Here is a 25,046-nt window from a genome sequence, read left to right on the forward strand (position 1 = left end):
AGTCTTCGAAAGCTTACTCAACTCGAGGTCCTTGAATCATGTCCAGTCTGATCGATCACCAACCCTATGACGTCGTCGTTGTCGGCGCAGGAAGCGCCGGCGTCGCGGCGGCGATAAGCGCGGCCGAGGCCGGCGCGCGCACGGCGTTGGTCGAAGCGGGAAGCATGCTTGGCGGCGAACTGCTGACGGGCATGACGATCGACGGCGCGATCAATGCACGCGGCGAGCAGATTTCCGGCGGCATCCTGGACAAGCTCATGGAGCGCTGCGAGGCGCTGGGCGGTTTTGTGCGCAAGCTCAACGATTGGCGGCTCATCCAGTATTTCGCCTATGATCCGGAGATCATGAAGATCGCCGTTCCACAGCTCGTCCATGAAGCCGGCGTCGAGGTTTATCTGCACACCTACGCCGAGGACATCGTCATGCATGACGGCAGGATCGACGGCGTCATGGTGCGCAACAAATCTGGAAAGAGCTTGCTGACGGCGAAGGTGATCATCGACTGTTCCGGCGACGGCGACATCTGCGCGGCGGGCGGCGGCGAATTTCTCCCCGCCGGCGAGGAGGAACGCATGCAGCCGGTTTCGATGATGTTTCGCATGGCCGGCGTCGACAGCGCCGCCTTGCTCGAATTCGTCCGCCGTCATCCCGAGTATGTCGCCGTTGGAGAAAGCGAGGCGATCAGGGGAAACCGCACCGACGCGGAACTGGTCGAGGAGATACGCCGGCAGGGACAACCCTGCGTGTTCTTCAAGGGAGACGGCCCGCTGCTCGAACAGGCGATTGCGGGCGGCGAGCTCTACCCGACGGCGCTGATCATGATTCAGCCGACCTCCGAGGCCCGCCGCGAGGTGTGCATCAACAGCACGCGCGTGACCCTCGACAACCCGATGCGCACCCGCGAGCTCAGCGGAGCGCTCGGTGAGCTGATGCGGCAGGTGCATCAGTGCATGTCATTCCTGCAGCAGCGCGTTCCCGGCTTCGAAAGCGCGACATTGTCGGGCCTCGCGCCGAAGATGGGCATCCGCGAAACACGCCGTGTGGCCGGGGATTATGTGCTGACGTCACAGGATGTCAGGGTTGGCCGCAAGCGCGAGGACGGCGTTGCCAAGGGTTGCCATCACATCGACATCCACCAGGAGGGAACGGGGCAGGTCCGCATCCCCGTGGCGGACGGCGGCTCCTATGACATCCCGTTCGATTGCCTCGTGCCGCGCAATCTGAAGAACGTCCTTGTCGCCGGTCGCTGCTTCTCGGCGGAAAGGGAAGCGCACGCGTCGGCGCGCGTGATGGGCGGATGCCTGGCGATGGGACAGGCTTGCGGCGTTGCCGCCGCCATGGCCTGCGGGCGGAACGCGGAATTCGATGTCCGCGACACGGATGTCTTCGCGTTGCGCCGGCGCCTGACGGAGATCGGCGCCGTCCTGGAAGGCACTCATTAGAGCGCCATGCGTCCGTCCGGACGTCAGGTTAGGCGTCGATCTTGCTCTCGACCGATTGACGGGTGGCCCTGTTGTGCTGCTCTGCGGCCGCGAGAAGCCCCGGAAGGTCGCTGTCCTCGATCACCCTGAGCATCTCGGCGTGATGGGTGTTGGAGAGCTGCATGCGTCCGGACTGCCGCAAGGATGTGCGCTGGTAGCGTTCGGAGAGATCGTAAAGCTTCACGATGATGCTTTGCAGGTGCCGGTTTCCCGCCGGCGCGTACATCTGAAGATGAAACGCCCGGTTTGCCGCCATGAAACCGTCCAGATCCCCACTGCTCGCCGCCGCCTCGCACTGGCTCAGATGGTCCTTGAGCGTGCCGACGACGTCCGCCGTGTAATGCGGCCAGGCATCCGTCAACGCCCAGGTCTCCAGGCGCTGGCGCGCGCTGTAGAGCTCCACCATGTCCTCGACCGACAAGGATGCAACGATGGCGCCCCTGTGCGGCAGCATGTCGATGAAACCCTGCTCCTTCAGCCGGTCGAGCGCCTGCCGTATCGGGAGCCTGCTCATGCCGAGCTGCTCTGCAATCTGTTCCTGCTCGAGCCGCTCGCCGGCAGGCAGCTCGCCATTCAGGATGAGGCGCCGAATCTCCGACGTCGCGTACTCGGCCGCACTTGAATATCCTCGCTTGCCGACTGTTGTCATGTCTGAACGATAACACCACGCAAATGATTGATCCTTGATCCAATCATCGAGGATGGCATCTTTTTATCGCGTGGTCTAGCTCACTGACGATTCAATCCCTTGGCCACCGTAAAATCAACAAGCGGCTGCGGAACGTGTGCGAACGGGCGGCATGCACGTCATGTCTCCGCACAAAAGCGGAGAAAACAGAGACATCGAGCGGTTCAGCGTTTCATGGAAATGCCGAACCGCTCAAGGCGGGGGTTTGCGGCAGCCGCCGGCCCAACCTTGCCATTCCGGCAACGGAACAGCCGCCATCACCTCTCGCATCCATGCGTCGAAACCGCATCCTTGTTTTCCGCCTGCCGGGGCATGCCATCCGGAGTGGCCCTTTCGGGCGCATCAGCGTCGTCACGCACACTCGACGCGCTTTCCCTGGAGCGCTCCTTGACAAGCCGGGCAAAGGAGAAATTATATGAAGGGGACCAATAGGGGAAAGGTCTCGTTTCCCGGGGGAGCCTTGCTTGAATCTCGAAAACGCCCGTTCGAACTCTTCGATCGCCCTTGAGAAGCTACGACTGCTTGTCCACCAGCACGGGCAGGACACGGAATGGCGGTTTCCGCCCGAGCGGGATCTGGCCGCATCCATGGGGCTCGGCAGACGCGCCGTGCGGCGGGCGATGGAAGTCCTGGAGGCCGAAGGTCTCGTCTGGCGCCAGCAGGGAAAGGGTACCTTTCTCGGCAGTCGTCCCGTCCTCGAGCCGCAATTCTTCGGAAATCTCGCCGACCGCACCAACCCGCTGGAGGTGATGGAAGCGCGCCTGCAGATCGAGCCGGCGCTGGCGCGCATGGCGGCGCTGCGATGCACGGGCGACGACATTGCCGCCCTGGAGCGCCTGTCGAAGAAAACGGTGACCAGCAGCGACGACGATGGCTGGGAATTGTGGGACAGCGCTTTCCACCGCCGCATCGCCGAGTGTGCCGGCAATGGCTTGATGCTGGCGCTGTTCGACATCACGCAGCGCATCCGGCAGGATCCCGACTGGCGGCGGCCGCGCGCGCTGGCGAGAACCCCGGCGCGGCGCGAGCGCTCCTATCGCCATCACGAGGAGATCGTCAGGGCGCTGGCCAGCCGCGACGGCGCTGCTGCCGAGCGCGCCATGCGCCACCATCTCTCCGTCCTCAATGCGGACCTGCAGGCGATCATGCATGGCGCGGACGAGGCGGCTTCCGCCGACCCGGCAAGCGGAAGGGTGGCGGGCGAATGAGCCAGACGACGGCCCTGACAGACACGGGATCGGCGCCGGCGGACTTAGGCGCTTCGGAACCCGTTCTCGCGGTCGAGAACTTTGCGCTGACCTTTTCGGCGAACGCGCCGGCCAATCTCATCGACGGCATCTCGTTCACCGTCGAGCGCGGCAAGACGCTCTGCATCGTCGGCGAATCGGGCTGCGGCAAGAGTGTCACCTCGCTCGCGCTGATGGGGCTCCTGTCCTCGCCGCCGGCACGCATCCTCAGCGGCACGGCGCGATTCGAGGGGCGCGATCTGTTTTCCCTGCCGGAGCGCGAGAAGGTCAATTTGCGCGGCAACGGGATGGCGATGATCTTCCAGGAGCCGATGACGTCGCTGAACCCCGCCTTCACCGTAGGGCATCAGATCGCCGAGGGCATCACGCGCCATCGGGGCCTGCCGAAGGCCGAGGCGCGCCGCGAGGCGCTGAGGATGCTCGAATGGGTGCGCATTCCAGCCGCCGCCAAGCGTCTCGACGCCTATCCGCACCAGCTCTCCGGCGGCATGCGCCAGCGCGTGATGATCGCCATGGCGCTTGCAAACCGGCCGCGCCTGCTGATCGCCGACGAGCCGACCACCGCGCTGGACGTGACCATCCAGGCCCAGATCCTCGACCTCATCCGCCACATCCAGGAAGAGACGGGCACCGCCGTCATCCTGATCACCCATGATCTCGGCGTGGTGGCCGAAGTCGCCGACCGTGTCGCCGTGATGTATGCAGGGCACATCGTCGAGCAGGGATCCGTCTCTGAAATCTTCGCCAACCCGCAACACCCCTACACGATCGGCCTGTTCGGCTCGATTCCCTCGCTGGGCCGCAGGCAGGGGCAGCTGGCGACGATCAAGGGGGCCGTTCCGCCGCTCGACCTGATGCCGAAGGGCTGCCGCTTCGCGCCGCGCTGCCCGTTTGCCGACCGCCGCTGCATGGACGAGGTTCCACCCGCCGCCGAACTGGCGGAGGGGCATAGCGTTGCCTGCTGGTACGCGCCGATCGAGGAAAAGATGGGGACGCGGCAATGAGCAATTCCCCGCACGACGCCACGCCGATCCTCGAAGGGCGCGATCTGGCAAAGCGGTTTGGCGGCCGCCGCGGGCTCTTTCAGTCAGAGCCGACCGTCCATGCGGTGAACGGCGTGTCGATCTCGGTTGCGGCCGGCGAGACCTTTGCCATCGTCGGGGAATCGGGCTGCGGCAAGTCCACCCTGGCGCGCCTGCTGCTGCGCCTGATCGAGCCCAGCGAGGGGCAGGTCTTCTATCAGGGACGCGAGATCACCAAGCTCGGAGCCGGCGAAATGCGGGCGCTGCGACGGGAATTGCAGATCATCTTCCAGGACCCCTTCGCCTCGCTCAACCCGCGCATGACCGTCGGCGCGATCGTTGCCGAGCCGATACGGCTGCATGGGCTGGCGCGCGGCCGGGCGGTGGACGAGCGGGTCGCCGAGCTTTTGCGGGTGGTCGGCCTGCGCCCCGAATATGCGGACCGCTATCCGCACGAATTCTCCGGCGGCCAGCGCCAGCGCATCGGCATCGCGCGGGCGCTGGCGGGCGAACCGAAGCTGATCATCGGCGACGAGCCGGTCTCGGCGCTGGACGTCTCCGTCCAGGCGCAGGTGATCAACCTGCTCGAGACCCTGAAGGAGCAATTCGGCCTGACGCTTGTCATCGTCGCGCACGATCTCGCCGTCATCCGGCACATGAGCGACCGCGTGGCGGTGATGTATTTGGGCGAGGTGGTGGAGATGTCGCCCGTCGACGCACTCTACGAAATGCCGCTGCACCCCTACACGCAGGCGCTGCTGCAGGCCATTCCCGTGCCGGTGCCCGGCGGGCGTGGGGCGCATGATTTGCCGCAAGGCGACATTCCAAGCCCGACGGCGCCGCCGCCGGGATGCCGGTTCCACACGCGTTGCCCGCATGCGCAGGAGCGCTGCAGCGAGGAGCATCCCGCGCTCGAAACGGCGGGCGAGGGCCGCGTCGTCGCCTGCCATTTCTGGCGCGACATCCAGGCGGCCGCCAATCCCCCCGCGCCTGTCCGGGAAGGCAGCGCCAAACTCGCCGAGAGGCTTGAACTTTACCGTGCCCACCAGACGCGGCGCGAAGAGGAAACGGCCGCTGCGGCCGCCCTTGATTGATGAATGGAGGCGTATCGATGAACGTTCTGAAAACCCTCGTACTGGGAGCCGCGCTCCTGGCGAGCACTTCCGTCATGGCGGCGGATCTGCGGATCGGCCTGCAGGACGATCCCGACGTGCTCGACCCGCACCGCGCGCGCACCTTTGTCGGCCGCATCGTCTTCACCTCGCTGTGCGACAAGCTGGTCGACATCAACGAGAAGCTCGACATCGTCCCGCGCATCGCAACCGAATGGAGCTGGAGCGACGACGGCACCGTCCTGACCATGAAGCTGCGCGAAGGCGCAACCTTCCATGACGGGACGCCGATCGACGCGGCGGCGGTGAAGGCCAATCTGGACCGCGCGCGGACGGATTCCGAAAGCCTGCGCAAGAGCGAGCTGAAGTCGATCGCCGACATCGCGGTGGCCGATGCCTCGACGCTGACGATCACGCTTTCGGGACCTGACGCCGGCCTCCTGGCACAACTGACCGACCGGGCGGGCATGCTGATGTCGCCGGCGTCATTCGACAACGAGCCTGGACAGAACCCGGTCTGCTCCGGGCCGTACAAATTCGTCGAGCGGGTGCAGAACGACCGGATCGTGCTGGAGAAATTCCCGGAATACTGGAATGCCGACCAATATCATTTTGACCGCGTCACCTTCGTGCCGATGCCCGACACGACGGTGCGGCTCGCCAATCTGCGGGCCGGCGATGTCGACATCATCGAACGCGTCGCGCCGTCCGATCTCGAGACGGTGAAGGGCGACGCTGCAATCACGCTCGCCTCGGTCACCGGTCTCGGCTACCAGGCGATCGAGGTCAATGTCGCCAACGGGGCGAAGGCCGACAATCCGCTCGGCAAGGACAAGCGGCTGCGCCAGGCGCTCAACCTGGCCATCGACCGCGACGTGATCAACCAGGTGGTTGGAGCGGGAACCTATCAGCCGGCCCACCAGCCCTTCCCGCCGGCCAGCTTCGCCTACAATGAGGAGATCGGTTCGCGCAGCCGCGACATCGAGCGCGCCAAGGCCCTGGTCAAGGAAGCCGGCTTCGACCGGGTGCCGTTCGAGCTGACCTTCGGCAACAACACGATCATGCAGCAGGTCTTCGAACTGGTGCAGGCCATGGCCGCCGAGGCCGGCTTCGACATCAGTCTCCGGCCGACCGAGTTCGCGGCGCTGCAGTCGGTGCTGAAGAGCGGCGAGTTCGAAGTGGGCCAGTCGGGCTGGTCGGGCCGGGTCGATCCGGACGGCAACATCCACCAGTATGTCAGCTGCCAGGGCGGCCTCAACGACGCCAAATACTGCAACGAGGAGGTCGATCGCCTGCTCAACGAGGCGCGCACCAGATCCGATCCGGCGACGCGCGTGAAACTCTATGACCAGGCCCAGGCGATCCTGCAGGAAGACATGCCTGTCATCTACCTGTTCTATCTGCCCTGGCCCTTCGCCCACAAGGCAACGCTCGAAGGCTTCACCGCCTATCCGGACGGCATGATCCGCCTGGAGGGCGTCGATTTCTCGAGCTGAACAGCAACCGCGCCGGCCGACCATACGGCCGGCGCTCAACCATCAAAAAAAGGGGAACCATCATGAGAACGCTTTTTGCAACAGTGCTGACCGGCGCTCTTCTCGCGGCATCGTCCGCCTGGGCGCAGGACTTCCGCATCGGGCTCCAGGAGGATCCGGATCTGCTCGATCCGCATCGCGCCCGCACCTTTGTCGGCCGCATCGTCTTCACCTCGCTCTGCGACAAGCTGATCGACGTCGATGCGAAGCTCAATTTCGTGCCCGAACTGGCGAGCGAATGGGCCTGGAGCGACGAGAACAAGACGCTGACCTTCAAACTGGTCGAGGGCGCCCTGTTCCATGACGGAACGCCGTTCAACGCTGAGGCGGCCAAGGCCAATATCGACCGCGCGCGCACGCTTCAAGACAGCCTGCGCAAGAGCGAGCTGGCATCCGTCGAAAGCGTCGAGGTCGTCGATGAATTCACCGTTGCCCTGCATCTTTCGAAGCCAGACGCCACGCTGCTTGCCCAGCTTTCCGACCGCGCCGGCATGATGTTGTCGCCCGCCACATTCGATGGCGACGTCGCGGCAAATCCGGTCTGCTCCGGTCCCTATAAATTCGCCAGCCGCGTGCAGAACGACCGCATCGTGCTGGAGAAATTCGCCGACCATCGCGACGCCGGCGCCCATCATTTCGACCGCCTGGTGTTCCTGCCGATTCCCGATTCGACGGTCCGCCTCGCTAATCTGCGGGCCGGTGACCTCGACATGCTCGAACGCCTCAACCCGTCGGACGCGGAAAGCGTTCGCGGCGATGCCGCCCTGCAGTTCATGCCGGTGGCGGGCCTCGGCTATCAGGGCATCACCATCAACACCGGAGGCGGCGAACGATCCGAGAATCCGCTTGGCCAGGACAAGCGGGTGCGCCAGGCGTTCCAGCTGGCCATCGGCCGCGATGTGATCAACGATGTGGTCGGCCAGAAGCTGTTCGAGCCGGCGCAGCAACCCTTCCCGGCGGCAAGCCCGTATAACAGCCCGTCGTTTCCAGTCGTCCAGCGCGATCCGGAAGCCGCCAAGGCCCTGCTGGCGGAAGCCGGCGTCGAGCGCGTCTCCTTCGAACTCAGCTTCGGCAACAACACGACCACGCAGGCCATCAACGAGCTGATCCAGGCGATGGCGGCCGAGGCCGGCTTCGACATCAGCCTGAGGCCGACCGAGTTCGCCGCCATGCAGCAGGACATGAAGAGCGGCAATTACCAGGCTTCGCAGATCGGCTGGTCGGGCCGCGTCGACCCGGACGGCAATCTGCACCAGTTCGTCACCTGCGAGGGGGCGCTGAACGATTCCAAATATTGCAACGAGGAGGTCGACCGGCTGCTCAATGCAGCGCGGGTGACGCCGGATGTCGGGGAGCGGCAGGCACTCTACGAGGATGCGCAGAAGATCCTGCAGGACGAATTGCCGATCATCTACATCTATCACCAGCCCTGGCCCTTCGTTCTGTCCGGCGCCGTCTCGGGCTTCACCGCCTATCCGGACGGCATGGTGCGCCTCAAGGGCGTCCAGCTGAGCAAGTGACAAACGGCGACCGCGGCGGCAGCCCCGCCGCGGTCTCGCCGGGCAGGAAAGCAAACGAACCGAGATGCTGAAACTCACGCTTAGACGATTGCTGGTGGCGATCCCGACACTGATCCTCGTGTCGCTCATCGTGTTCAGCCTGCAGAAGCTGCTTCCCGGCGATCCGCTCCTGACCATGGCGGGCGAGGAGCGCGATCCGGAGGTGCTCGCCTTCCTGCGCGAGAAATATCGTCTGGATGACCCTTTCCATGTCCAGTACCTGGCGTGGCTCGGCAATGTGCTGACCGGCGATTTCGGCCGTTCGCTCAGGACCGGCGTTCCGGTGTCCACGCTGATCGCGCAGAAATTGCCCGTGACGCTGCAGCTCGCGGTGATGGCGATCGTCCTCGCCCTTTTGATCGGCATTCCGGCCGGCATTCTCTCGGCCGTCAAGAAAGGCACCGCGACGGATTACGCCGCCAATGTTGTGGCGCTGTCGGGCGTCTCGATCCCCAATTTCTGGCTGGGCATCATCCTGATCATGGTGGTCTCGGTGCAATGGCAGTTGCTGCCGGCCTCCGGCTACGTGCCGCCGACGGAGAATTTCCTCCAGTCGCTGCGCACCATGCTGATGCCGTCCTTCGTCCTGGCCACGGCGCTGGCCGCCTACCTGATGCGGCACACCCGCTCGGCGATGCTCGGCGTTCTCTCCTCCGATTACATCCGCACGGCGAAAGCCAAGGGGCTGCTGCCCAAGACGGTCATCCTGAAGCATGCGCTGCGCAACGCGCTGATGCCGATCGTCACGCTGACGACGCTGCTGTTCGGCGAGCTGCTTGCCGGCGCGGTCCTCACCGAGCAGGTGTTCACGATCCCCGGCTTCGGCAAGCTCATCGTCGATGCGGTGTTCACGCGCGACTATGCGGTGGTGCAGGGCGTCGTGCTGTGCACCGCCGTCGGCTTCATCTTCATGAACCTCGTCGCCGACCTCCTCTATGTCGTCATCAATCCCCGTCTGAGACATCCGCAATGAGCATGCAGGCAGAAGCCATAGCGCCACGGCGCCGGTTCGGGCGAACCATCACCAAGTTCGTCGGCAACCGCAGCGCCGTTCTGGGCGGGGCGGTCGTTCTGGTGTTCGTCCTGCTGGCGGCGGGGGCGCCGCTGTTTTCCACCCATGATCCGTTCCAGGCGAGTTTCACGACGATCCGCCACGCGCCTTCGGCCGAGTTCTGGTTCGGCTCCGACGAGCTTGGCCGGGATGTCTATTCGCGCATGCTGTATGGCGCGCGGGCTTCACTGCTGGCCGGCATGATATCGGTTTCGATCGCCCTTCTCGTCGGCGTGCCGTTCGGCCTCGTCGCCGGTTTCTACGGCGGCTGGGCCGATGCGGTCATTTCGCGCATCACGGAGGCGATGCTCGCCATCCCGTTCCTGATCCTCGCCATCGCGCTGGCCGCCTTTCTCGGGCCGAGCCTGTCCAATGCGATGATCGCCATCGGCCTGTCGGCAACGCCGATCTTCATCCGGCTGACGCGCGGCCAGGCGCTGGCGATCAAGACGGAGGATTACGTGGAAGGCGCCCGCGCCATCGGGCTTCCGAACCATCTGATCATGACCCGCTACATCTTTCCCAACGTGCTGCCGCCGATCGTCGTGCAGGCGACCATCACCGTCGCCACGGCGATCATCGCCGAGGCGAGCCTGTCCTTTCTCGGTCTGGGCCAGCAGCCGCCGAACCCCTCCTGGGGATCGATGCTCAACACGGCGAAGAACTTCATGAGCCAGGCGCCCTGGATGTCGGTCTTTCCCGGCGGGGCGATCTTCCTCGTGGTTCTGGGTTTCAATCTTCTCGGCGACGGGCTGCGCGACGCGCTCGACCCGCGCGACCACTGATAGCAAATCGGAGCACCCCATATGTTCACCACCAGGCCGGAAATCCTCGGCACGTTCGGCGTCGTCACCTCCACCCATTGGCTGGCCTCGTCTTCCGGCATGGCCATGCTGGAGCGCGGCGGCAACGCCTTCGACGCGGCGGTCGCGGCCGGCTTCGTGCTTCAGGTGGTGGAGCCGCATCTGGTCGGGCCGGGCGGCGAGGTGCCGATCGTCTTTCATTCGGCCCGCACCGGCGAAACGAAGGTTCTGTGCGGCCAGGGCACCGCGCCAAAGGGCGCGACCATCGCGCATTACACGGGCGAAGGGCTGTCGCTCATTCCAGGCAACGGCCTGCTGGCGACGGTGATCCCCGGCGCGTTCGATGCGTGGATGACGCTCCTGCGCGATCACGGCACTTTGCCCTTGGCCGACGTGCTGGCGCCGGCGATCCACTATGCCGAAAACGGCCACCCGCTGCTGCCGCGCGTGGCCAACACGATTGCCGGTCTGAAGGATTTCTTCGAGCGGGAATGGCCGACATCGGCGGCGGCGTTCGTTCCCGGCGGACGCCTGCCGGAGGCGCGCGGCCTGTTCCGCAACGAGGCCTTGGCCGGCACCTGGCGGCGCATCCTGCAAGAGGCCGGCTCGGCCGGAGGAAGCCGTGAAGCGCAGATCGACAAGGCCAGGGATGTCTTCTATCGCGGTTTCGTCGCCGAGGAGATCGAACGCTTTGCTTCCGCCAACGCGGTGATGGACGAGAGCGGCACGCGGCACCGCGGGGTGATCACCGCCGACGACATGGCCGGCTGGCAGGCGACCTACGAGGAGCCGCTCAGCTACGATTATCACAACTACACGGTGAGCAAGATCGGCCCCTGGGGACAGGGACCGGTGTTCCTCCAGACGCTCGCCCTGCTCAAGGGCATCGACCTTGCGGCGATGGACACCACCGGCCCGGATTTCGTGCATGTGCTGACGGAGGCGATGAAGCTCGCCTTCGCCGACCGTGAGTTCTACTACGGCGACCCCAACCAGGTCGACGTGCCGGTCGAGACGCTGTTGTCCGATGCCTACAATGACGAGCGGCGCAAGCTGATCGGCGACCGTGCCTCGCTGGAACTGCGGCCGGGAACGATTCCCGGCTACGAGGATCAGCATGGCAGGGTGGCCGCCGTGCTGGATCGGCTTTCGCGCATATCGGGCGCCAATGCGGCCTCGAGCGAGCCGACCATGGCCGACATGCGCTCGGCGCGGCGCGGCGACACGGTGCATATCGATGCCGTCGATGCGGAAGGCAACATGGTGGCGGCAATGCCATCAGGCGGCTGGCTGCAATCCTCGCCGATGATCCCGGCGCTCGGCTTCATGCTCAACACGCGGGCGCAGATGTTCTGGCTGGAGCCGGGTCTGCCGGCCAGCCTGGCGCCCGGCAGGCGCCCGCGCACGACGCTGACGCCGAGCCTCGCCCACAAGGACGGCAAGCCCTACATGGTGTTCGGCACGCCCGGCGGCGACCAGCAGGAACAGTGGCAGCTTCAGTTCTTCCTGCGCCATGTCCATCACGGGCTGAACCTGCAGGAGGCCATCGATCTGCCGATGTGGCACACGGCGCATTTCCCGAGCTCCTTCTTTCCGCGCGACCGGAAGCCGGGGCACCTGGCGATCGAGGAGAGTTTCCCGGATGGAACGCTGCGCGATCTGGAGGCGCGCGGCCATCGGCTGGACGTCATGCCCAAATGGAGCATCGGGCGCATGGTGGCCGCGGCACGCGACCAGAACGGCCTGTTGCACGCCGCCGCGACGCCGCGCCTGATGCAGGCCTACGCGGTCGGTCGATAGAGAGCATTTTGCAGTCAGGTGGAATCACCTGACGTCCGCATAAATGCGGAAACACAAGGAGATAGGCGGGCCGATCCCTACTTTGCCAGGTTGGCGATCAGGTCGCTGAACCGGTCGCCCTGGACCGCGACATGCTCGCGAAGCAGGTCGCGCGCCGCGTCGGCGTTGCCCTCGAGGATGGCATCGACAATGCGCGCATGCTCGCCGAATGACGCCTTCATCCGGTTGTGAACGCGCAGCTGCAGCCGTCGGTAGGGGCGTAGCCTCCGGTGCATGGTGGCGCATTGCTCCTCGAGAAACCCGCTGTGACTGGCGGCGTAGATCGCCCGATGAAACAGCTCGTTCTCGTAGTAGTACCGGTCCGTCTCCTCGCTGATCACCGCCTGTTCGCACTTTTCGTGGGCGGCCAGCAGCGCATCGCGATCCTTGTCGGTGTGGCGCCGGGCGGCCTTGGCGCCGGCCATGCCTTCCAGTTCGGCCATGACCTCGAACATCTCGAAAATCCGCTGGGGGGCCGGATCGATGACGATCGCGCCGCGCCGGGGACGAATTTCCAGCAACCCGATTGCGTTCAACTGCAGGATCGCCTCGCGAATGGGGGTGCGGGAGACGCCGAAGCGTGCGGCAAGCTGCATTTCGTCCAACCGCTCTCCCGGCGCGAACCTGCCCGTGACGATGTCGCTCTCGATCTCGTCCCTCAGCTTTTGAAACGTGTTCTCCGCCATTGCGAATCCGACTCTCTAATAATGCAAGAAATTATTTCTTGTATACAAGACTATTGACATTCCACCTAGCCTGCCCGCACAGTTCGGTCAAGCCAGTGGAGTGGCTGATTAGGGAGGATAAGATGAAAAGACTTGCAACAAAATTGAGGATGCTGGGTTGCGCAGCGATCGCCGTGCTCGCAGCGACCGGCGCCGATGCGCAAACCGTCTTGAAGGCGTCCCACCAGTTTCCGGGGGGCAAAGGGGATATTCGCGATGAGATGGTTCAGCTCATCGCCCGTGAGGTCGCCGCGGCGAATGTCGGGATCGAGGTCCAGGTCTTCCCCGGTTCGTCCTTGTACAAGCCGAACGACCAGTGGAACGCGGTCACGCGCGGGCTGCTCGATCTGACGTCGTTTCCGCTCGATTACGCGTCCGGCCGCCACCCGGAATTCTCGGCGACGCTGATGCCCGGACTTGTCGGCAATTTCGACCGGGCGATGCGGTTGAACGATTCGGATTTCATGCAGGACATCAAGAAGATCATCGACGATGCGGGCGCGATCGTCATATCGGATGCCTGGCTTTCAGGCGCATTCGCCTCGAAGAAGGCTTGCATAACGTCGCCGGACACGATGAAGGGGCAGATCATTCGCGCGGCCGGGCCGGCATTCGAGGAAATGCTTGTGGCAGCGGGCGCGTCGATCGCCTCGATGCCATCCTCGGAGATCTACACGGGCATGCAGACGGGCGTGCTCGACGCGGCAAACACATCGTCGGCGAGCTTCGTCTCCTATCGTCTCTTCGAGCACGCCGCCTGCCTGACCGCGCCCGGCGAGAATGCCTTGTGGTTCATGTACGAGCCGGTGCTGATGTCCAAGAAGACCTTCGACAAGCTGACTCCAGAGCAGCAGGTCGCCTTCATCGCCGCCGGCGAAAAGGCCGAGGCCTATTTCAACGAGGAAGTGCGCAAGGGCGACGATCTGATGATCGAAACCTACAAGAAGGCCGGCGTCGAGGTCGTGGAGATGTCGAAGGCCGATTACGACGCCTGGCTCGAAATCGCCAAGACGTCGTCCTACAAGAATTTCGCCGAGAACGTTCCCGGTGGAGACAAGCTGATCGAGAAGGCGCTGGCCGTCGAATAGAGCATCCTGCAGTCAGGCGGAATCACCTGACGCCCGCGTGGATGCGGTAAAACAAGACGTCAGCGCGATGGCGCCTCATCGGCGCCATCGGACCTTCTCGGCAGCCAGGAATTCTCGAATGATAAACGCCTATGTCAGGGCCGTCGGCAATCTTTCGCGTTTGCTGGCGGTGGTGTCGACCGCCCTCATCGTCGCGGCGATGATGGTGGTCTGCCAGATGATCCTCATGCGCTATGTTTTTCGCCAACCAACGATCTGGCAAACCGATTTCGTCGTCTTCTCGGCGACCGCGGCCATGTTCATCGGCGCGCCTTACGTGCTGCTGAAGGGCGGGCATGTGGGCGTCGACGTGGTCGAGCTGATGGTCGGCGAGAGGGCGCGTGCGTGGCTGCGCATCGCCGGCAGTCTTCTGGGATTGCTGTTCTGCGCCATCATGCTGGTGGCGTGCTGGATCCAGTTCCACGAGGCGTGGGCGGGAAACTGGAAGCACTCCAGCGTCTGGGCGCCGCCGCTCTGGGTGCCGCTTGCGTCCCTGCCGATCGGTTTCGGCATGCTTTGCCTGCAATATGTGGCGCAGATCCTCACGCTGGTCTTTCCCGCCAGCCGCCAGGTCGATGCCCCCGCCGATGAAAACACGCTCGACATCCGGGAGACCACGCGATGAGCTCAACCCTTTCCGGCCTGCTGATCATCGCCGTCCTGTTCACGCTGCTTGGAACGGGCATGCCGATCGCCTTCGCGCTCGGCCTTGCCGCATTCGCCGCATTGTTCGCGCAAAGCGGCTTCGACATCTTCTACGTGCTCGGCGACACCATGTTCTCGGGCATCGGCAACATCGCCTATGTCTCGATCCCCATGTTCGTCCTGATGGGCGCGGCGGTCGCTTCCTCGCCGGCGGGTGCCGATCTCTACACCGCGCTCGACCGGTGGCTGAACCGCGTGCCCGGCGGGCTCGTGCTCTCCAACATCGGCGCCTGCGCGATCTTTTCGGGCATGACCGGCTCGTCGCCGGCGACATGCGCGGCAATCGGCAAGATGGGGATTCCCGAAATGCTCGGGCGCGGCTATCCGAACTCGGTCGCCACCGGCTCGATCGCGGCGGGCGGGACGCTCGGCATCCTCATTCCCCCCTCCGTGACGCTGATCGTCTACGGCATCGCGACGGAAACGTCGATCGGCCGCCTGTTCATGGCGGGCGTTCTGCCCGGCATCATGCTGACGGCGATGTTCATGATCTGGGCGCTCATCGATTGCCGGCGCAAGGGGTATGAATTCGGCGGCGCGCGGGCGATCCGCTATTCGCTCGGGCAAAAACTGGCGAGCCTGCCGCGCGTCCTGCCGTTCCTGCTGATCATCGCCGGCACGCTGTACGTGCTCTATGGTGGGCTGGCAACGCCTTCCGAGGCGGCCGGCGCCGGTGCGTTCCTGACACTGCTGGTGGTCATCCTCGCCTATCGCCTGTTTCGTTTTCGCCCCATTGCCAGCATCTTCGGCTCGGCCATGCGCGAAAGCGTGATGATCATGATGATCATGGCGGCGGCAGAGCTCTTTGCGTTTGCGCTTTCATCCCTGTTCATCACCCAGACCATTGCCGCGGTCATCGCCGACATGGAGGTCAATCGCTGGGTTCTGATGGCGGTCATCAATGTCTTTCTGCTGGTTTGCGGCATGTTCCTGCCGCCGGTGGCGGTGATCGTCATGACGGCGCCGATGCTGTTTCCGATCGTTACCCAGGCCGGTTTTGACCCTTATTGGTTCGCCATCGTGCTGACCATCAACATGGAAGTGGGGTTGATTACCCCGCCGATCGGCCTCAATCTCTTCGTCATCAACGCGATCGCGCCGACGATTCCGACGCGGGATATTCTCTGGGGCTCGTTGCCCTATGTGATGGTCATGTTCATGGCGATCGTCCTGTTGTGTCTCTTTCCCGACATCGCCACCTGGCTTCCCAACCAGATGATGGGGGCAATCCAATGAACGCCACCGCGTCGTTCTTCGGCGACATGCTGCAGACCATCACGGAGCGCGGCCGGCGGTTTCTGGCGCTCGGGCCACGCGGCGCGAACGCCAGCGATGGTGACGACATGGAGGCGCTGTGCGAGACGCTTCTTTCCAGCCGGGGAGAAGCGTCGGGCATGGCGCTTGCAAGGGATATCCTGGAGCGTTGGCAGCGCTGCGACGATGCGGCGAAGCGTCAGTTCATGCGGATGCTGCTGTTGCGCTTCGGTCCGCAAACCGAACTGGTGGAAAAAGCCATCGACGCCTACCGAAGCGCGCCCAATCCCAAGGCGCTGCACGAACTGCACGTGGCTGCCGAGCCGCGCCGGCAGGAGCTGATCCGCCGGCTGAACCTGGCGCCCAACGGCACGGCCATGCTCGTCGGCATGCGCGAGGCGCTGTTGACGCTGAAGCGCGCCGAGCCGGACCTCGAGCCGCTCGATTCCGATTTCGCGCATCTGTTCGGTTCGTGGTTCAATCGCGGCTTCCTGATGCTGAAGCCGATCAACTGGTCGACGCCGGCCGATATCCTGGAAAAGATCATCCGCTATGAGGCGGTGCATCATATCGGCGGCTGGGAAGAACTGAGGCGGCGGCTGGCGCCGGAAGACCGCCGCTGCTTCGCGTTCTTCCACCCGCAATTGATCGACGATCCGCTGGTCTTCGTCGAAGTGGCGCTGACCCGGGACATGCCGGCAAGGATTTCCGATCTGCTGCGCGAGGATCGCGCGACGGTTCCCCCCGCCGAAGCCACCACCGCCGTCTTCTACTCCATTTCAAACTGCCAGGCGGGCTTGCGCGGCATTTCCTTCGGCAATTTCCTGATCAAGCAGGTGGTGGAGGATTTGCGCCGCGAGCTGCCGGGTCTCGACAGTTTCGTCACCCTGTCGCCGGTTCCCGGCTTTGCCGAATGGCTGGACGAGGAGCGGCGGGCCGAAAACCCGTCGGTGCTGGCGCCGACCGGCCAGAACAAGCTCACGCTTCTCGATGAGGCGGATTGGGCCGAGCGTGCGGAGGCGGTGGCGGAGGTCCAACCGGTGATGACGGCCGCCGCCGCCTGGTACTTCCTTAAGGCGCGCAGCGAGAGCGGCCGCGTCATCGATCCCGTCGCCCGCTTCCATCTCGGCAATGGCGCGCGGCTCGAGCGCATCAATTTCCTTGGCGACACCGCGCCGGGCGCCATGCGCCAGGCACACGGGCTGATGGTCAACTACCTCTACAAGCTCGATGACATCGAGACCAATCATGAGGCGTTCGTCGGGCGCGGCGAGGTGGTCGCCGCGCCATCCATACGCCGCCTGATGCCAGCCGAGCGAGGGACCGCAGTACAAGCCCAGACCGAGAAAGGGCCGGCGCGCGGCAAGGCGGCGAAGAAGACACGTGCAGACGAGGAAGCGAGTTCATGAACAATCATCTCTTTGACGCCATTCGCGCGGCTGCCAGGCCGGAGGCCGTTTTCATCGAGACGGCAGACGGCAGAATCTGGACCTATGGCGACATGCTCGCCCAGTCGGCGCGTCTCGCCGGTGCGTTGCGGAAGCTCGGCGTGCAGCCGGGGGACCGGGTCGCCGCGCAGGTCGAGAAAAGCCCCGAAGCGCTGATGCTGTATCTCGCAAGCGTGCGGGCCGGGGCGGTCTACCTGCCGCTGAACACCGCCTACACGCTGGCCGAGCTCGCTTACTTCATCGGCGACGCCGAACCGCGCCTGGTCGTCTGCACGCCGAACACGCGCGAGGGCCTGCTGTCGATAACCGGCGGCACGAACGCCCGCGTGGAGACACTGGACCAGAATGGCGCGGGGTCGCTGCTTGAGCTTGCCGCCAAGGAGGCCGCCGATTTCGCCGATGAGAAAAGGGGGGCGGACGATCTGGCGGCGATCCTCTACACCTCCGGCACCACCGGCCGCTCGAAAGGGGCCATGCTGACGCACGACAATCTGCTGTCGAACGCCGATACGCTGCGTGATTGCTGGCGCTTCACCTCCGCCGACCGGCTGATCCATGCGCTGCCGATCTTCCACACGCACGGCCTGTTCGTCGCGTCGAACGTGGTCCTTCTGTCGGGCGCGTCGATGTACTTCCTGCCCGGGTTCTCGGCGGAGGAGGCGCTGCGGCTGATGCCCGTTTCGACCGTGATGATGGGAGTGCCGACATTCTATGTGCGGCTCATCCAGCAGGACGGGCTGACGCGCGCGGCGACAGCCAACATGCGCCTTTTCGTTTCGGGGTCCGCCCCGCTTCTGGCGGAGACGCACCGGCGGTTCGAGGACATGACCGGGCAAGCCATCCTCGAGCGCTACGGGATGACCGAGACCAACATGAACACCTCCAATCCCTATGACGGGCCGCGCATCGCTGGAACGGTCGGCTTCCCCTTGCCCGGCGTCTCGCTTCGCGTGACCGACCCGGAGACCGGCAAGCCGCTCGCCACCGGTGAGACGGGAATGATCGAGGTCAAGGGGCCCAACGTCTTCAAGGGATACTGGCGGATGCCGGAAAAGACGGCGGCGGAGTTTCGCGCCGACGGTTTCTTCATCACCGGCGATCTGGGCATGGTCGATGCGCAGGGCTACGTGCACATCGTCGGGCGCGGCAAGGACCTGGTGATCTCCGGCGGCTACAACATCTACCCGAAAGAGGTCGAGAGCGAGATCGACCAGCTTCCCGGCGTCTTCGAAAGCGCCGTCATCGGTGTGCCGCATCCCGATTTCGGCGAGGGCGTGACCGCCGTGGTCGTGCGGGTCGCCGGAGCGGAGGTCGACGAGCATGCGGTCCTCGACGGGTTGAAAGACCGGCTGGCAAGATACAAGCAGCCCAAGCGCGTCATCTTCGCCGATGCGCTGCCGCGCAACACGATGGGCAAGGTGCAGAAGAACATCCTGCGCGACACATTTGCCGGTCTTTATGCGCAGCACGAGGACGAGCGCACCGGTTGAATCTAGTGGTGCGATCCTAACAGATGGTCCCCATCTGTCAGGAAAAATCGCCCCACCAGATCAACAGCTTGTGGGCTGACTTGTCGAAACGGATGGGTACCATCCGTTTCGGTCAGACCACTAGCGCCCGCACGAGCAGCGCCGACCAATTGTCCGGCTTGCGCCGGGGGCACCGTCTATCTCATTGTTTTTCCGTATTTACGCGGACGTCAGGTGATTCCACCTGACTGCAAAATGCTCTAGGCTGCCTGCGGCAGATGGAGTCTGTTCTATGGAATATCCAGGCATCGGGTCGCGAAAGCGCCGGCGCGCGGGGCGGCTTGCCGCGACGCTGTTCCTGTTGCCGGCTCTGTGGATGGCAGACCCGGCGCGCGGCGAGGACGCGGCGCCGTCGCAGGCCGATCTGGTGGCGCGCGTGTGCAGTCTCATCGAGACGCATGCCGGCAAGCACGGGCTGGAAGCGGCGTTCCTCGCCCGGCTCCTGTGGAAGGAGAGCCGGTTCGATCCCAACGCCGTCAGCCCGAAGGGTGCCGAGGGGGTGGCGCAGTTCATGCCGGGGACGGCGGCGCTGCGCGGCCTGGAAGACGCATTCGACATCGTCCAGGCAATCCCGGCCTCGGCTGCCTATCTGGCGGAGCTGAAAAAGAAGTTCGGCAATCTCGGCCTGGCGGCGGCAGCCTACAATGCCGGCGAGAGCCGCGTTGCCCGCTGGCTGTCGGCCGGGGGCTTCCTGCCGCTCGAAACGGAAAACTACGTGCTGGCGATCCTTGGCGAGCCGGCCGACAATTTCACCGACCGCGCGCATGCCGCGACCGTGCCACCGCTCGATGGAGACAAGCCGTTCGGCGTTGCCTGTAAGGCGCTGCCGGTCAATGCGCGCGCCGTGGTGGCGATGGCCAGCGTGCCGACGCAACCCTGGGGCATCCAGGTGGCGGGTCATTTTCGCCGCGACGTGGCGATCCGGCTGTGGCAACAGGCGCGGCGGCGGCACGCTGCTTTGTTGTCGGGTCATGAACCTGTCGTCAGCCGCGTGCGCTCGCCGCGCGGGTGGCGCGGCATCTACGCCGTTCGGATCGGCGCCCCCAGCCGGGCAAGGGCGGCACAAATCTGCAGCCGGCTGCAAAATGGCGGTTTGCCCTGCGTCGTCCTGCGCAACAGATGATCGCCCAGATGATCGCCCAGATGATCATTGGGGAAAGACTGACGGTTTCGTTCAGGTAACCCGTGGGTTCACTTGGCCGACGGCCGCCCGGCACGAGGCTTTACTCGATCTCCACTCGAATTCCACCGGACTTCGGCGCGCCGATGCGGGGTACCCGGATGCAAAAAGGCCCGGGTCAATGCCCGGGCCGATTGGCAATGCATGGGAGGAATGCACTGCATAAGGTTTAGCTGTTGTTGGAGACCGTGCGGCTGACCAGTTCAGGGCGGCCGTCGGCGCCGACAACATAAATCTCATGATAATCATTGCCGTTCGAAGTAAATTGGTGCTGAAGCACCGAGCCGACCGGGGTCGTCGACAGAGTAGACTGGGAAGGACCGTTAAACGTGATGCTTCCCTGGATCGGCTCTATTGCAAACGCCGGAACAGCGAGGAAAGAAGAAAGAATAGCTGCGGAAATGATGGTTTTCATATCTAATACTCCTGATACCTTATAATAAGGCAGTCGCAATCCCGTCATGGGATGCCGTCTATTACATGTCGGTCTCGGGTTATTCCTCGACCGTGACCCTCATTTAGGGATCGCAACTCCGCGCTATCAGATCAAAAATTGGAAACAGAGCGTTCACAAATGCTGGATTGTTAGGGTTCTTCTTTCCCCAACGGAAGGTCCCTTGGCCCGTGTCGTGGCGGATTGCCCGTTTCCCGGCTGTCGCAGTGGGTCTCGAGCAGGCCGGCAGTTGATGGACATTCGTATTGACACCTAAACATATGTTCAATAAGCCTTTGATGGAGGAAACGTCCATCTGGGAGAGTGGTCAAAAATGCCTGCCAATGTTGCGCTCACCGGTCTTGCCCGGGATCTCGAGGATCGGGCCAGATCCGGCAAGCCTATCCGCATCGGCCTTGTCGGTTCCGGCGAAATGGGCACCGACATCGTCACCCGCGTCGCCCACATGTCCGGCATCGAGATCGGCGCGATATCAGAACTGAACGTGCCGGCGGCCTCCCGGGCGGTGAGCATCGCCTATCAGGAAGAGGGGCACGCGAAGGAGGTCGACAGCCAGTCGGCCATGTCCGCCGCCATCGAAGCCGGCAAAGTGGCCGTCACTGATGATGCCGACCTGCTGATCAACAACGGGCTGATCGATGTCGTCATCGACGCCACCGGCGTTCCGGCGGTGGGCGCCGAAATCGGCCTGAAGGCCATGGAGCACGGCAAGCACCTTGTCATGATGAACGTCGAGGCCGACGTCACCATCGGCGCCTATCTGAAGAGCGAGGCCGACCGGCTGGGCGTCACCTATTCGCTGGGCGCCGGCGACGAGCCGTCCTCCTGCATGGAACTGATCGAGTTCGTCTCGGCCATGGGCCATCCCATCGTCGCCGCCGGCAAGGGCAAGAACAACCCGCTCAACATCGACGCGATACCCGACGACTATGTGGAAGAGGCGAAGCGCCGCAACATGAACGTGCGCATGCTGGTCGAGTTCGTCGACGGGTCGAAGACCATGGTCGAGATGGCGGCGATCGCCAACGCCACCGGCCTCGTCCCCGACAAGCCGGGCATGCATGGCCCGAAGGCAACGCTCGATCAACTCTCCTCGGTGCTGGTGCCGGAAAAGGATGGCGGCGTCCTGTCACGCGTCGGCGTGGTGGACTATTCCGTCGGCAAGGGCGTGGCGCCGGGCGTCTTCGTCGTCGCCGACATGTCGCATCCGCGCATTTCCGAGCGCATGGAAGATTTGAAGATGGGCAAGGGCCCGTACTTCACCTTTCACCGCCCCTATCACCTGACCTCGCTCGAAGTGCCGCTGACCTGCGCCCGTGTCGTGCTTTACGGCAAGGCGGACATGGTGCCGCTCGACAAGCCGGTGGCCGAGGTCTGCGCCGTCGCCAAGAAGGATCTCAAGCCGGGCGACACACTCGATGCGATTGGTGAATATTGTTACCGCGCCTGGGTGATGACCGCACAGGAAGCGCGCGCCGCGAAGGCCATTCCCTGCGGTCTGCTGCAGGGCGGGAATGTCACCAAAGCCATCGCCAAGGGCGAGCTCATCACGTCCGACAACGCCGCGCCGCCGGCCGGCTCGAAGATCGCCGCGCTGCGCGCGCGGCAGGACAGGCTCGTCTACGGCACGACAGGAGCATAAGCATGGCCGGCAAAGCCAAGAACGGCGCCGAGAAACCAAACGGCGCCAATCTGCCCTTTTTATACAGACATTACGATCATGAGACGCTGCGCGGCGCGCTGCGCAAGATGCACCTGATCCGCCAGTTCGAGGAGGGGGCCGAGGAAAGCTATATGCGCGGCCTGATCCATGGGACGATGCACCTGTCCATCGGCCAGGAGGCGAGCGCCGTGGGCATCTGCCTCGGCCTCACCGACGAGGACCAGATCACCTCGACGCATCGCGGCCATGGCCATTGCATCGCCAAGGGCGCGGATGTGTCACGCATGTTCGCCGAATTCTTCGGCAAGACCACCGGCTATTGCCGGGGACGCGGCGGCTCGATGCATATCGCCGACGTGTCGACGGGAAATCTCGGCGCCAACGGCATTGTTGGCGGCGGGCTTCCGATTGCGGTCGGCGCCGCGCTGACCGCCAAGAAGACGAAGTCCGGCAATGTCGTCGTCTGCTTCTTCGGCGACGGGGCCAACAATGAGGGCGCCTTCCACGAGGCGCTGAACATGGCGGCGATCTGGAAGCTGCCGGTCATCTTCGTCTGCGAGAACAATGGCTACGGCATGTCGACTTCGGTCGAGCGCGCCACGGCGGTGAAGAACATCGCCGATCGCGCTGCGGCCTACGCCATGCCCGGCGTCATCGTCGAGGGCAATGTGGTGTCCGATGTGGCCCAGGCCATGCACGAGGCGACCGAGCGGGCGCGCAAGGGCGAAGGGCCGACGCTGATCGAGTGCAAGACCTATCGCTATCGCGGCCATTCGAAGAGCGACCGCAACCGCTACCGGACCAAGGAAGAGATCGAGGAGTGGATGACCGAGCGCGATCCGATCGAGATGTTCGAGGCTGAGCTTCAGGAACTCGGCGTCATCGACATGGCCGGCATCGAGGCGATCCGCGCGGACGTCGCCAGGGAGATCGCCGAGGGAATCGAGTTCGCCAAGGAAAGCCCGATGCCCGACGTCGCCAATCTGGAGAAATACGTCTACACGGAGCAGGCTTGATGGACGCTATCATCGAGACAGCAACGCGCGAACTGAGCTACGCGCAAGCCATCCAGGAAGCAATGGCCATCGCCATGGAGCGCGACGAGCGCGTGTTCCTGATGGGCGAGGACATCGGCGTCTATGGCGGCGCGTTCCAGGTGACCGGCGACCTTGTCGAGCGATTCGGTCCCGAGCGGGTCATGGACACGCCGATTTCCGAGCTGGGTGGCGCCGGCGTCGCCGTGGGTGCGGCGGTGACCGGCCTGCGGCCGATCTTCGAGTTCCAGTTTTCAGACTTCGCCACGCTGGCGATGGAGCAGATCGTCAACCAGGCGGCCAAGATGCGCTACATGCTGGGCGGCGCCGTATCGGTGCCGGTCGTCATGCGCTTTCCGGCGGGTTCGGGCACGGGGGCTGCGGCGCAGCACAGCCAGAGCCTGGAAGCCTGGCTCGGCCATGTGCCGGGGCTGAAGGTGATCCAGCCGGCGACGCCGCATGACGCCAAGGGCCTGCTGCTTGCGGCGATCGAGGATCCCGATCCGGTGATGATCTTCGAGCACAAGCTGCTCTACAAGATGAAGGGGCCGGTGCCCGAGGGCCACTACACCGTGCCGATCGGCAAGGCCGATGTGCGCCGCGAGGGCCGGGACCTGACCATCGTCGCCACCTCGATCATGGTGCACAAGGCGCTGGAAGCTGCCGAAACTCTGTCCGGCGAGGGCATCGACATCGAGGTGATCGATCTGCGCACTGTCCGGCCGATGGACCGCCAGACGGTCATCGACAGCGTGCGCAAGACCTCGCGGCTGATGTGCGTCTACGAGGCCGTGAAGACGCTCGGCATTGGCGCGGAGGTTTCGGCCATGATCGCCGAGAGCGAGGCGTTCGATTATCTCGACGCGCCGATCGTGCGGCTGGGCGGTGCGGAAACGCCGATCCCCTACAATCCGGAGCTGGAGAAGGCGACGGTTCCGCAGGTGGACGGCATCGTCCAGGCGGCGCGCGATCTCGTCACGGGAGCGCGCTGACCATGCCCGTCGAAGTCATTCTGCCGAAGGTCGACATGGACATGACGACGGGCCGGATTTCGGCCTGGCTCGCCGAGGAAGGCGCGACCGTCAAGAAGGGCGATGTCCTGTTCGAGATCGAGACCGACAAGGCGGCGATGGAAATCGACGCGCCGGCGAGCGGCATCCTGCGCAATGTGACCGGCAAGGAAGGCATCGACATTCCCGTTGGCCAGGCGGTGGCCTGGATTTATGAGGAAGGCGAGGCGGCGGCCGCGAAGGACGCACCCTCCTCCCCCCCTGTGGGGGAGGTGTCCGCGCAGCGGACGGAGGGGGGTGGTGGCGATGGGGCGCCGGCCATCGTGCAGGCGTCGCCACCCCCACCCGACCAGCCGCCTGCGGCGGCTGCCCACCCTCCCCACAAGGGGGAGGGAGAGGTCCGTGCCTCGCCTTTGGCACGGCGTCTCGCTAAGGAGGCGGGTCTCGATCTTTCGGCGATCGCAGGGTCCGGGCCAAAAGGCCGCGTGGTGAAAGCCGATGTTGAGGCTGCCGCCAAGGGTGGCGTCGCCAAGGCTGCAGCACCCGCATCGGGCCAGGCGCCGGCGCCGGTCAAGGCCCC

22 protein-coding genes are annotated in these 25,046 nt (G+C 64.5%); 19 read left to right on the forward strand and 3 right to left on the reverse strand.

Annotated elements, in window-relative coordinates:
- The first annotated feature begins 38 nt into the window (after nucleotides 1–38).
- Nucleotides 39–1,442: an FAD-dependent oxidoreductase gene (locus AB843_RS13350; protein WP_048647339.1), complete on the forward strand. Its 1,404-nt coding sequence runs from the start codon at nucleotides 39–41 to the stop codon at nucleotides 1,440–1,442.
- A 28-nt stretch (nucleotides 1,443–1,470) separates the two neighbouring features.
- Here the strand turns inward: AB843_RS13350 and AB843_RS13355 are convergent, their stop codons facing one another.
- Complete coding sequence (locus tag AB843_RS13355) at nucleotides 1,471–2,130, reverse strand: GntR family transcriptional regulator (protein ID WP_048647340.1); 660 nt, start codon at nucleotides 2,128–2,130, stop codon at nucleotides 1,471–1,473.
- 503 nt (nucleotides 2,131–2,633) lie between these two features.
- Here AB843_RS13355 and AB843_RS13360 point away from each other — a divergent pair.
- From AB843_RS13360 to AB843_RS13395, 8 genes are all read left to right on the forward strand, one after another.
- Nucleotides 2,634–3,377, forward strand: coding sequence for a FadR/GntR family transcriptional regulator (locus tag AB843_RS13360; RefSeq protein WP_048647341.1), 744 nt, complete (start codon nucleotides 2,634–2,636; stop codon nucleotides 3,375–3,377).
- Nucleotides 3,374–4,420: an ABC transporter ATP-binding protein gene (locus tag AB843_RS13365; RefSeq protein ID WP_048647342.1), complete on the forward strand. Its 1,047-nt coding sequence runs from the start codon at nucleotides 3,374–3,376 to the stop codon at nucleotides 4,418–4,420. The genes AB843_RS13360 and AB843_RS13365 overlap by 4 nt, the downstream gene beginning before the upstream one ends.
- Entirely contained in the window at nucleotides 4,417–5,532 is a 1,116-nt protein-coding gene (locus AB843_RS13370) for an ABC transporter ATP-binding protein (RefSeq protein ID WP_048647343.1), read from the forward strand. The genes AB843_RS13365 and AB843_RS13370 overlap by 4 nt, the downstream gene beginning before the upstream one ends.
- Nucleotides 5,533–5,549: 17 nt before the next feature.
- A complete protein-coding gene (locus AB843_RS13375) occupies nucleotides 5,550–7,046 on the forward strand; it encodes an ABC transporter substrate-binding protein (protein WP_048647344.1) in 1,497 nt (498 codons plus the stop codon).
- 62 nt (nucleotides 7,047–7,108) lie between these two features.
- A complete protein-coding gene (locus AB843_RS13380; protein WP_048647345.1) occupies nucleotides 7,109–8,605 on the forward strand; it encodes an ABC transporter substrate-binding protein in 1,497 nt (498 codons plus the stop codon).
- A 64-nt stretch (nucleotides 8,606–8,669) separates the two neighbouring features.
- Nucleotides 8,670–9,617, forward strand: a complete 948-nt coding sequence (locus tag AB843_RS13385; protein WP_048647346.1) for an ABC transporter permease — start codon at nucleotides 8,670–8,672, stop codon at nucleotides 9,615–9,617.
- Between the two features lie 2 nt (nucleotides 9,618–9,619).
- On the forward strand, nucleotides 9,620–10,480 hold the full coding sequence (locus tag AB843_RS13390) for an ABC transporter permease (protein WP_425286816.1): 861 nt from the start codon (nucleotides 9,620–9,622) through the stop codon (nucleotides 10,478–10,480).
- A gap of 21 nt (nucleotides 10,481–10,501) precedes the next feature.
- The gene (locus AB843_RS13395; protein WP_048647348.1) at nucleotides 10,502–12,298 is read left to right on the forward strand and encodes a gamma-glutamyltransferase family protein; all 1,797 of its coding nucleotides are present in this window, start codon (nucleotides 10,502–10,504) and stop codon (nucleotides 12,296–12,298) included.
- 77 nt (nucleotides 12,299–12,375) lie between these two features.
- Here the strand turns inward: AB843_RS13395 and AB843_RS13400 are convergent, their stop codons facing one another.
- A complete protein-coding gene (locus AB843_RS13400; RefSeq protein WP_048647349.1) occupies nucleotides 12,376–13,023 on the reverse strand; it encodes a GntR family transcriptional regulator in 648 nt (215 codons plus the stop codon).
- 122 nt (nucleotides 13,024–13,145) lie between these two features.
- On the opposite strand from AB843_RS13400, the gene AB843_RS13405 reads away from it, so the two are divergent.
- From AB843_RS13405 to AB843_RS13430, 6 genes are all read left to right on the forward strand, one after another.
- Complete coding sequence (locus tag AB843_RS13405) at nucleotides 13,146–14,150, forward strand: TRAP transporter substrate-binding protein (RefSeq protein ID WP_048647350.1); 1,005 nt, start codon at nucleotides 13,146–13,148, stop codon at nucleotides 14,148–14,150.
- A gap of 118 nt (nucleotides 14,151–14,268) precedes the next feature.
- The gene (locus AB843_RS13410) at nucleotides 14,269–14,814 is read left to right on the forward strand and encodes a TRAP transporter small permease subunit (protein ID WP_048647351.1); all 546 of its coding nucleotides are present in this window, start codon (nucleotides 14,269–14,271) and stop codon (nucleotides 14,812–14,814) included.
- Nucleotides 14,811–16,130, forward strand: coding sequence for a TRAP transporter large permease (locus AB843_RS13415; protein ID WP_048647352.1), 1,320 nt, complete (start codon nucleotides 14,811–14,813; stop codon nucleotides 16,128–16,130). Before AB843_RS13410 ends, AB843_RS13415 begins: the two co-directional genes overlap by 4 nt.
- Complete coding sequence (locus AB843_RS13420) at nucleotides 16,127–17,557, forward strand: malonyl-CoA decarboxylase (protein WP_048647353.1); 1,431 nt, start codon at nucleotides 16,127–16,129, stop codon at nucleotides 17,555–17,557. The genes AB843_RS13415 and AB843_RS13420 overlap by 4 nt, the downstream gene beginning before the upstream one ends.
- Nucleotides 17,554–19,086 (forward strand): malonate--CoA ligase, encoded by a 1,533-nt coding sequence (locus AB843_RS13425; protein WP_048647354.1) that lies wholly within the window; start codon nucleotides 17,554–17,556, stop codon nucleotides 19,084–19,086. The genes AB843_RS13420 and AB843_RS13425 overlap by 4 nt, the downstream gene beginning before the upstream one ends.
- Before the next feature lie 271 nt (nucleotides 19,087–19,357).
- On the forward strand, nucleotides 19,358–20,248 hold the full coding sequence (locus AB843_RS13430) for a transglycosylase SLT domain-containing protein (protein ID WP_425286815.1): 891 nt from the start codon (nucleotides 19,358–19,360) through the stop codon (nucleotides 20,246–20,248).
- A gap of 226 nt (nucleotides 20,249–20,474) precedes the next feature.
- On the opposite strand, the gene AB843_RS13435 is transcribed toward AB843_RS13430, so the two are convergent.
- Entirely contained in the window at nucleotides 20,475–20,720 is a 246-nt protein-coding gene (locus AB843_RS13435; RefSeq protein WP_048647355.1) for a hypothetical protein, read from the reverse strand.
- A 352-nt stretch (nucleotides 20,721–21,072) separates the two neighbouring features.
- On the opposite strand from AB843_RS13435, the gene AB843_RS13440 reads away from it, so the two are divergent.
- The 4 genes from AB843_RS13440 to AB843_RS13455 form a co-directional block, all read left to right on the forward strand.
- Complete coding sequence (locus tag AB843_RS13440) at nucleotides 21,073–22,401, forward strand: NAD(P)H-dependent oxidoreductase (protein ID WP_048647356.1); 1,329 nt, start codon at nucleotides 21,073–21,075, stop codon at nucleotides 22,399–22,401.
- A 2-nt stretch (nucleotides 22,402–22,403) separates the two neighbouring features.
- A complete protein-coding gene (locus tag AB843_RS13445; protein ID WP_048647357.1) occupies nucleotides 22,404–23,438 on the forward strand; it encodes a thiamine pyrophosphate-dependent dehydrogenase E1 component subunit alpha in 1,035 nt (344 codons plus the stop codon).
- Entirely contained in the window at nucleotides 23,438–24,448 is a 1,011-nt protein-coding gene (locus AB843_RS13450; RefSeq protein WP_048647358.1) for an alpha-ketoacid dehydrogenase subunit beta, read from the forward strand. The genes AB843_RS13445 and AB843_RS13450 overlap by 1 nt, the downstream gene beginning before the upstream one ends.
- 2 nt (nucleotides 24,449–24,450) lie before the next feature.
- On the forward strand, nucleotides 24,451–25,046 hold a 596-nt coding region (locus tag AB843_RS13455; RefSeq protein ID WP_048647359.1), incomplete at its 3' end, for an E3 binding domain-containing protein.

Source organism: Nitratireductor soli, assembly GCF_001050155.1.
GTDB classification, from domain to species: Bacteria; Pseudomonadota; Alphaproteobacteria; order Rhizobiales; family Rhizobiaceae; genus Nitratireductor; species Nitratireductor soli.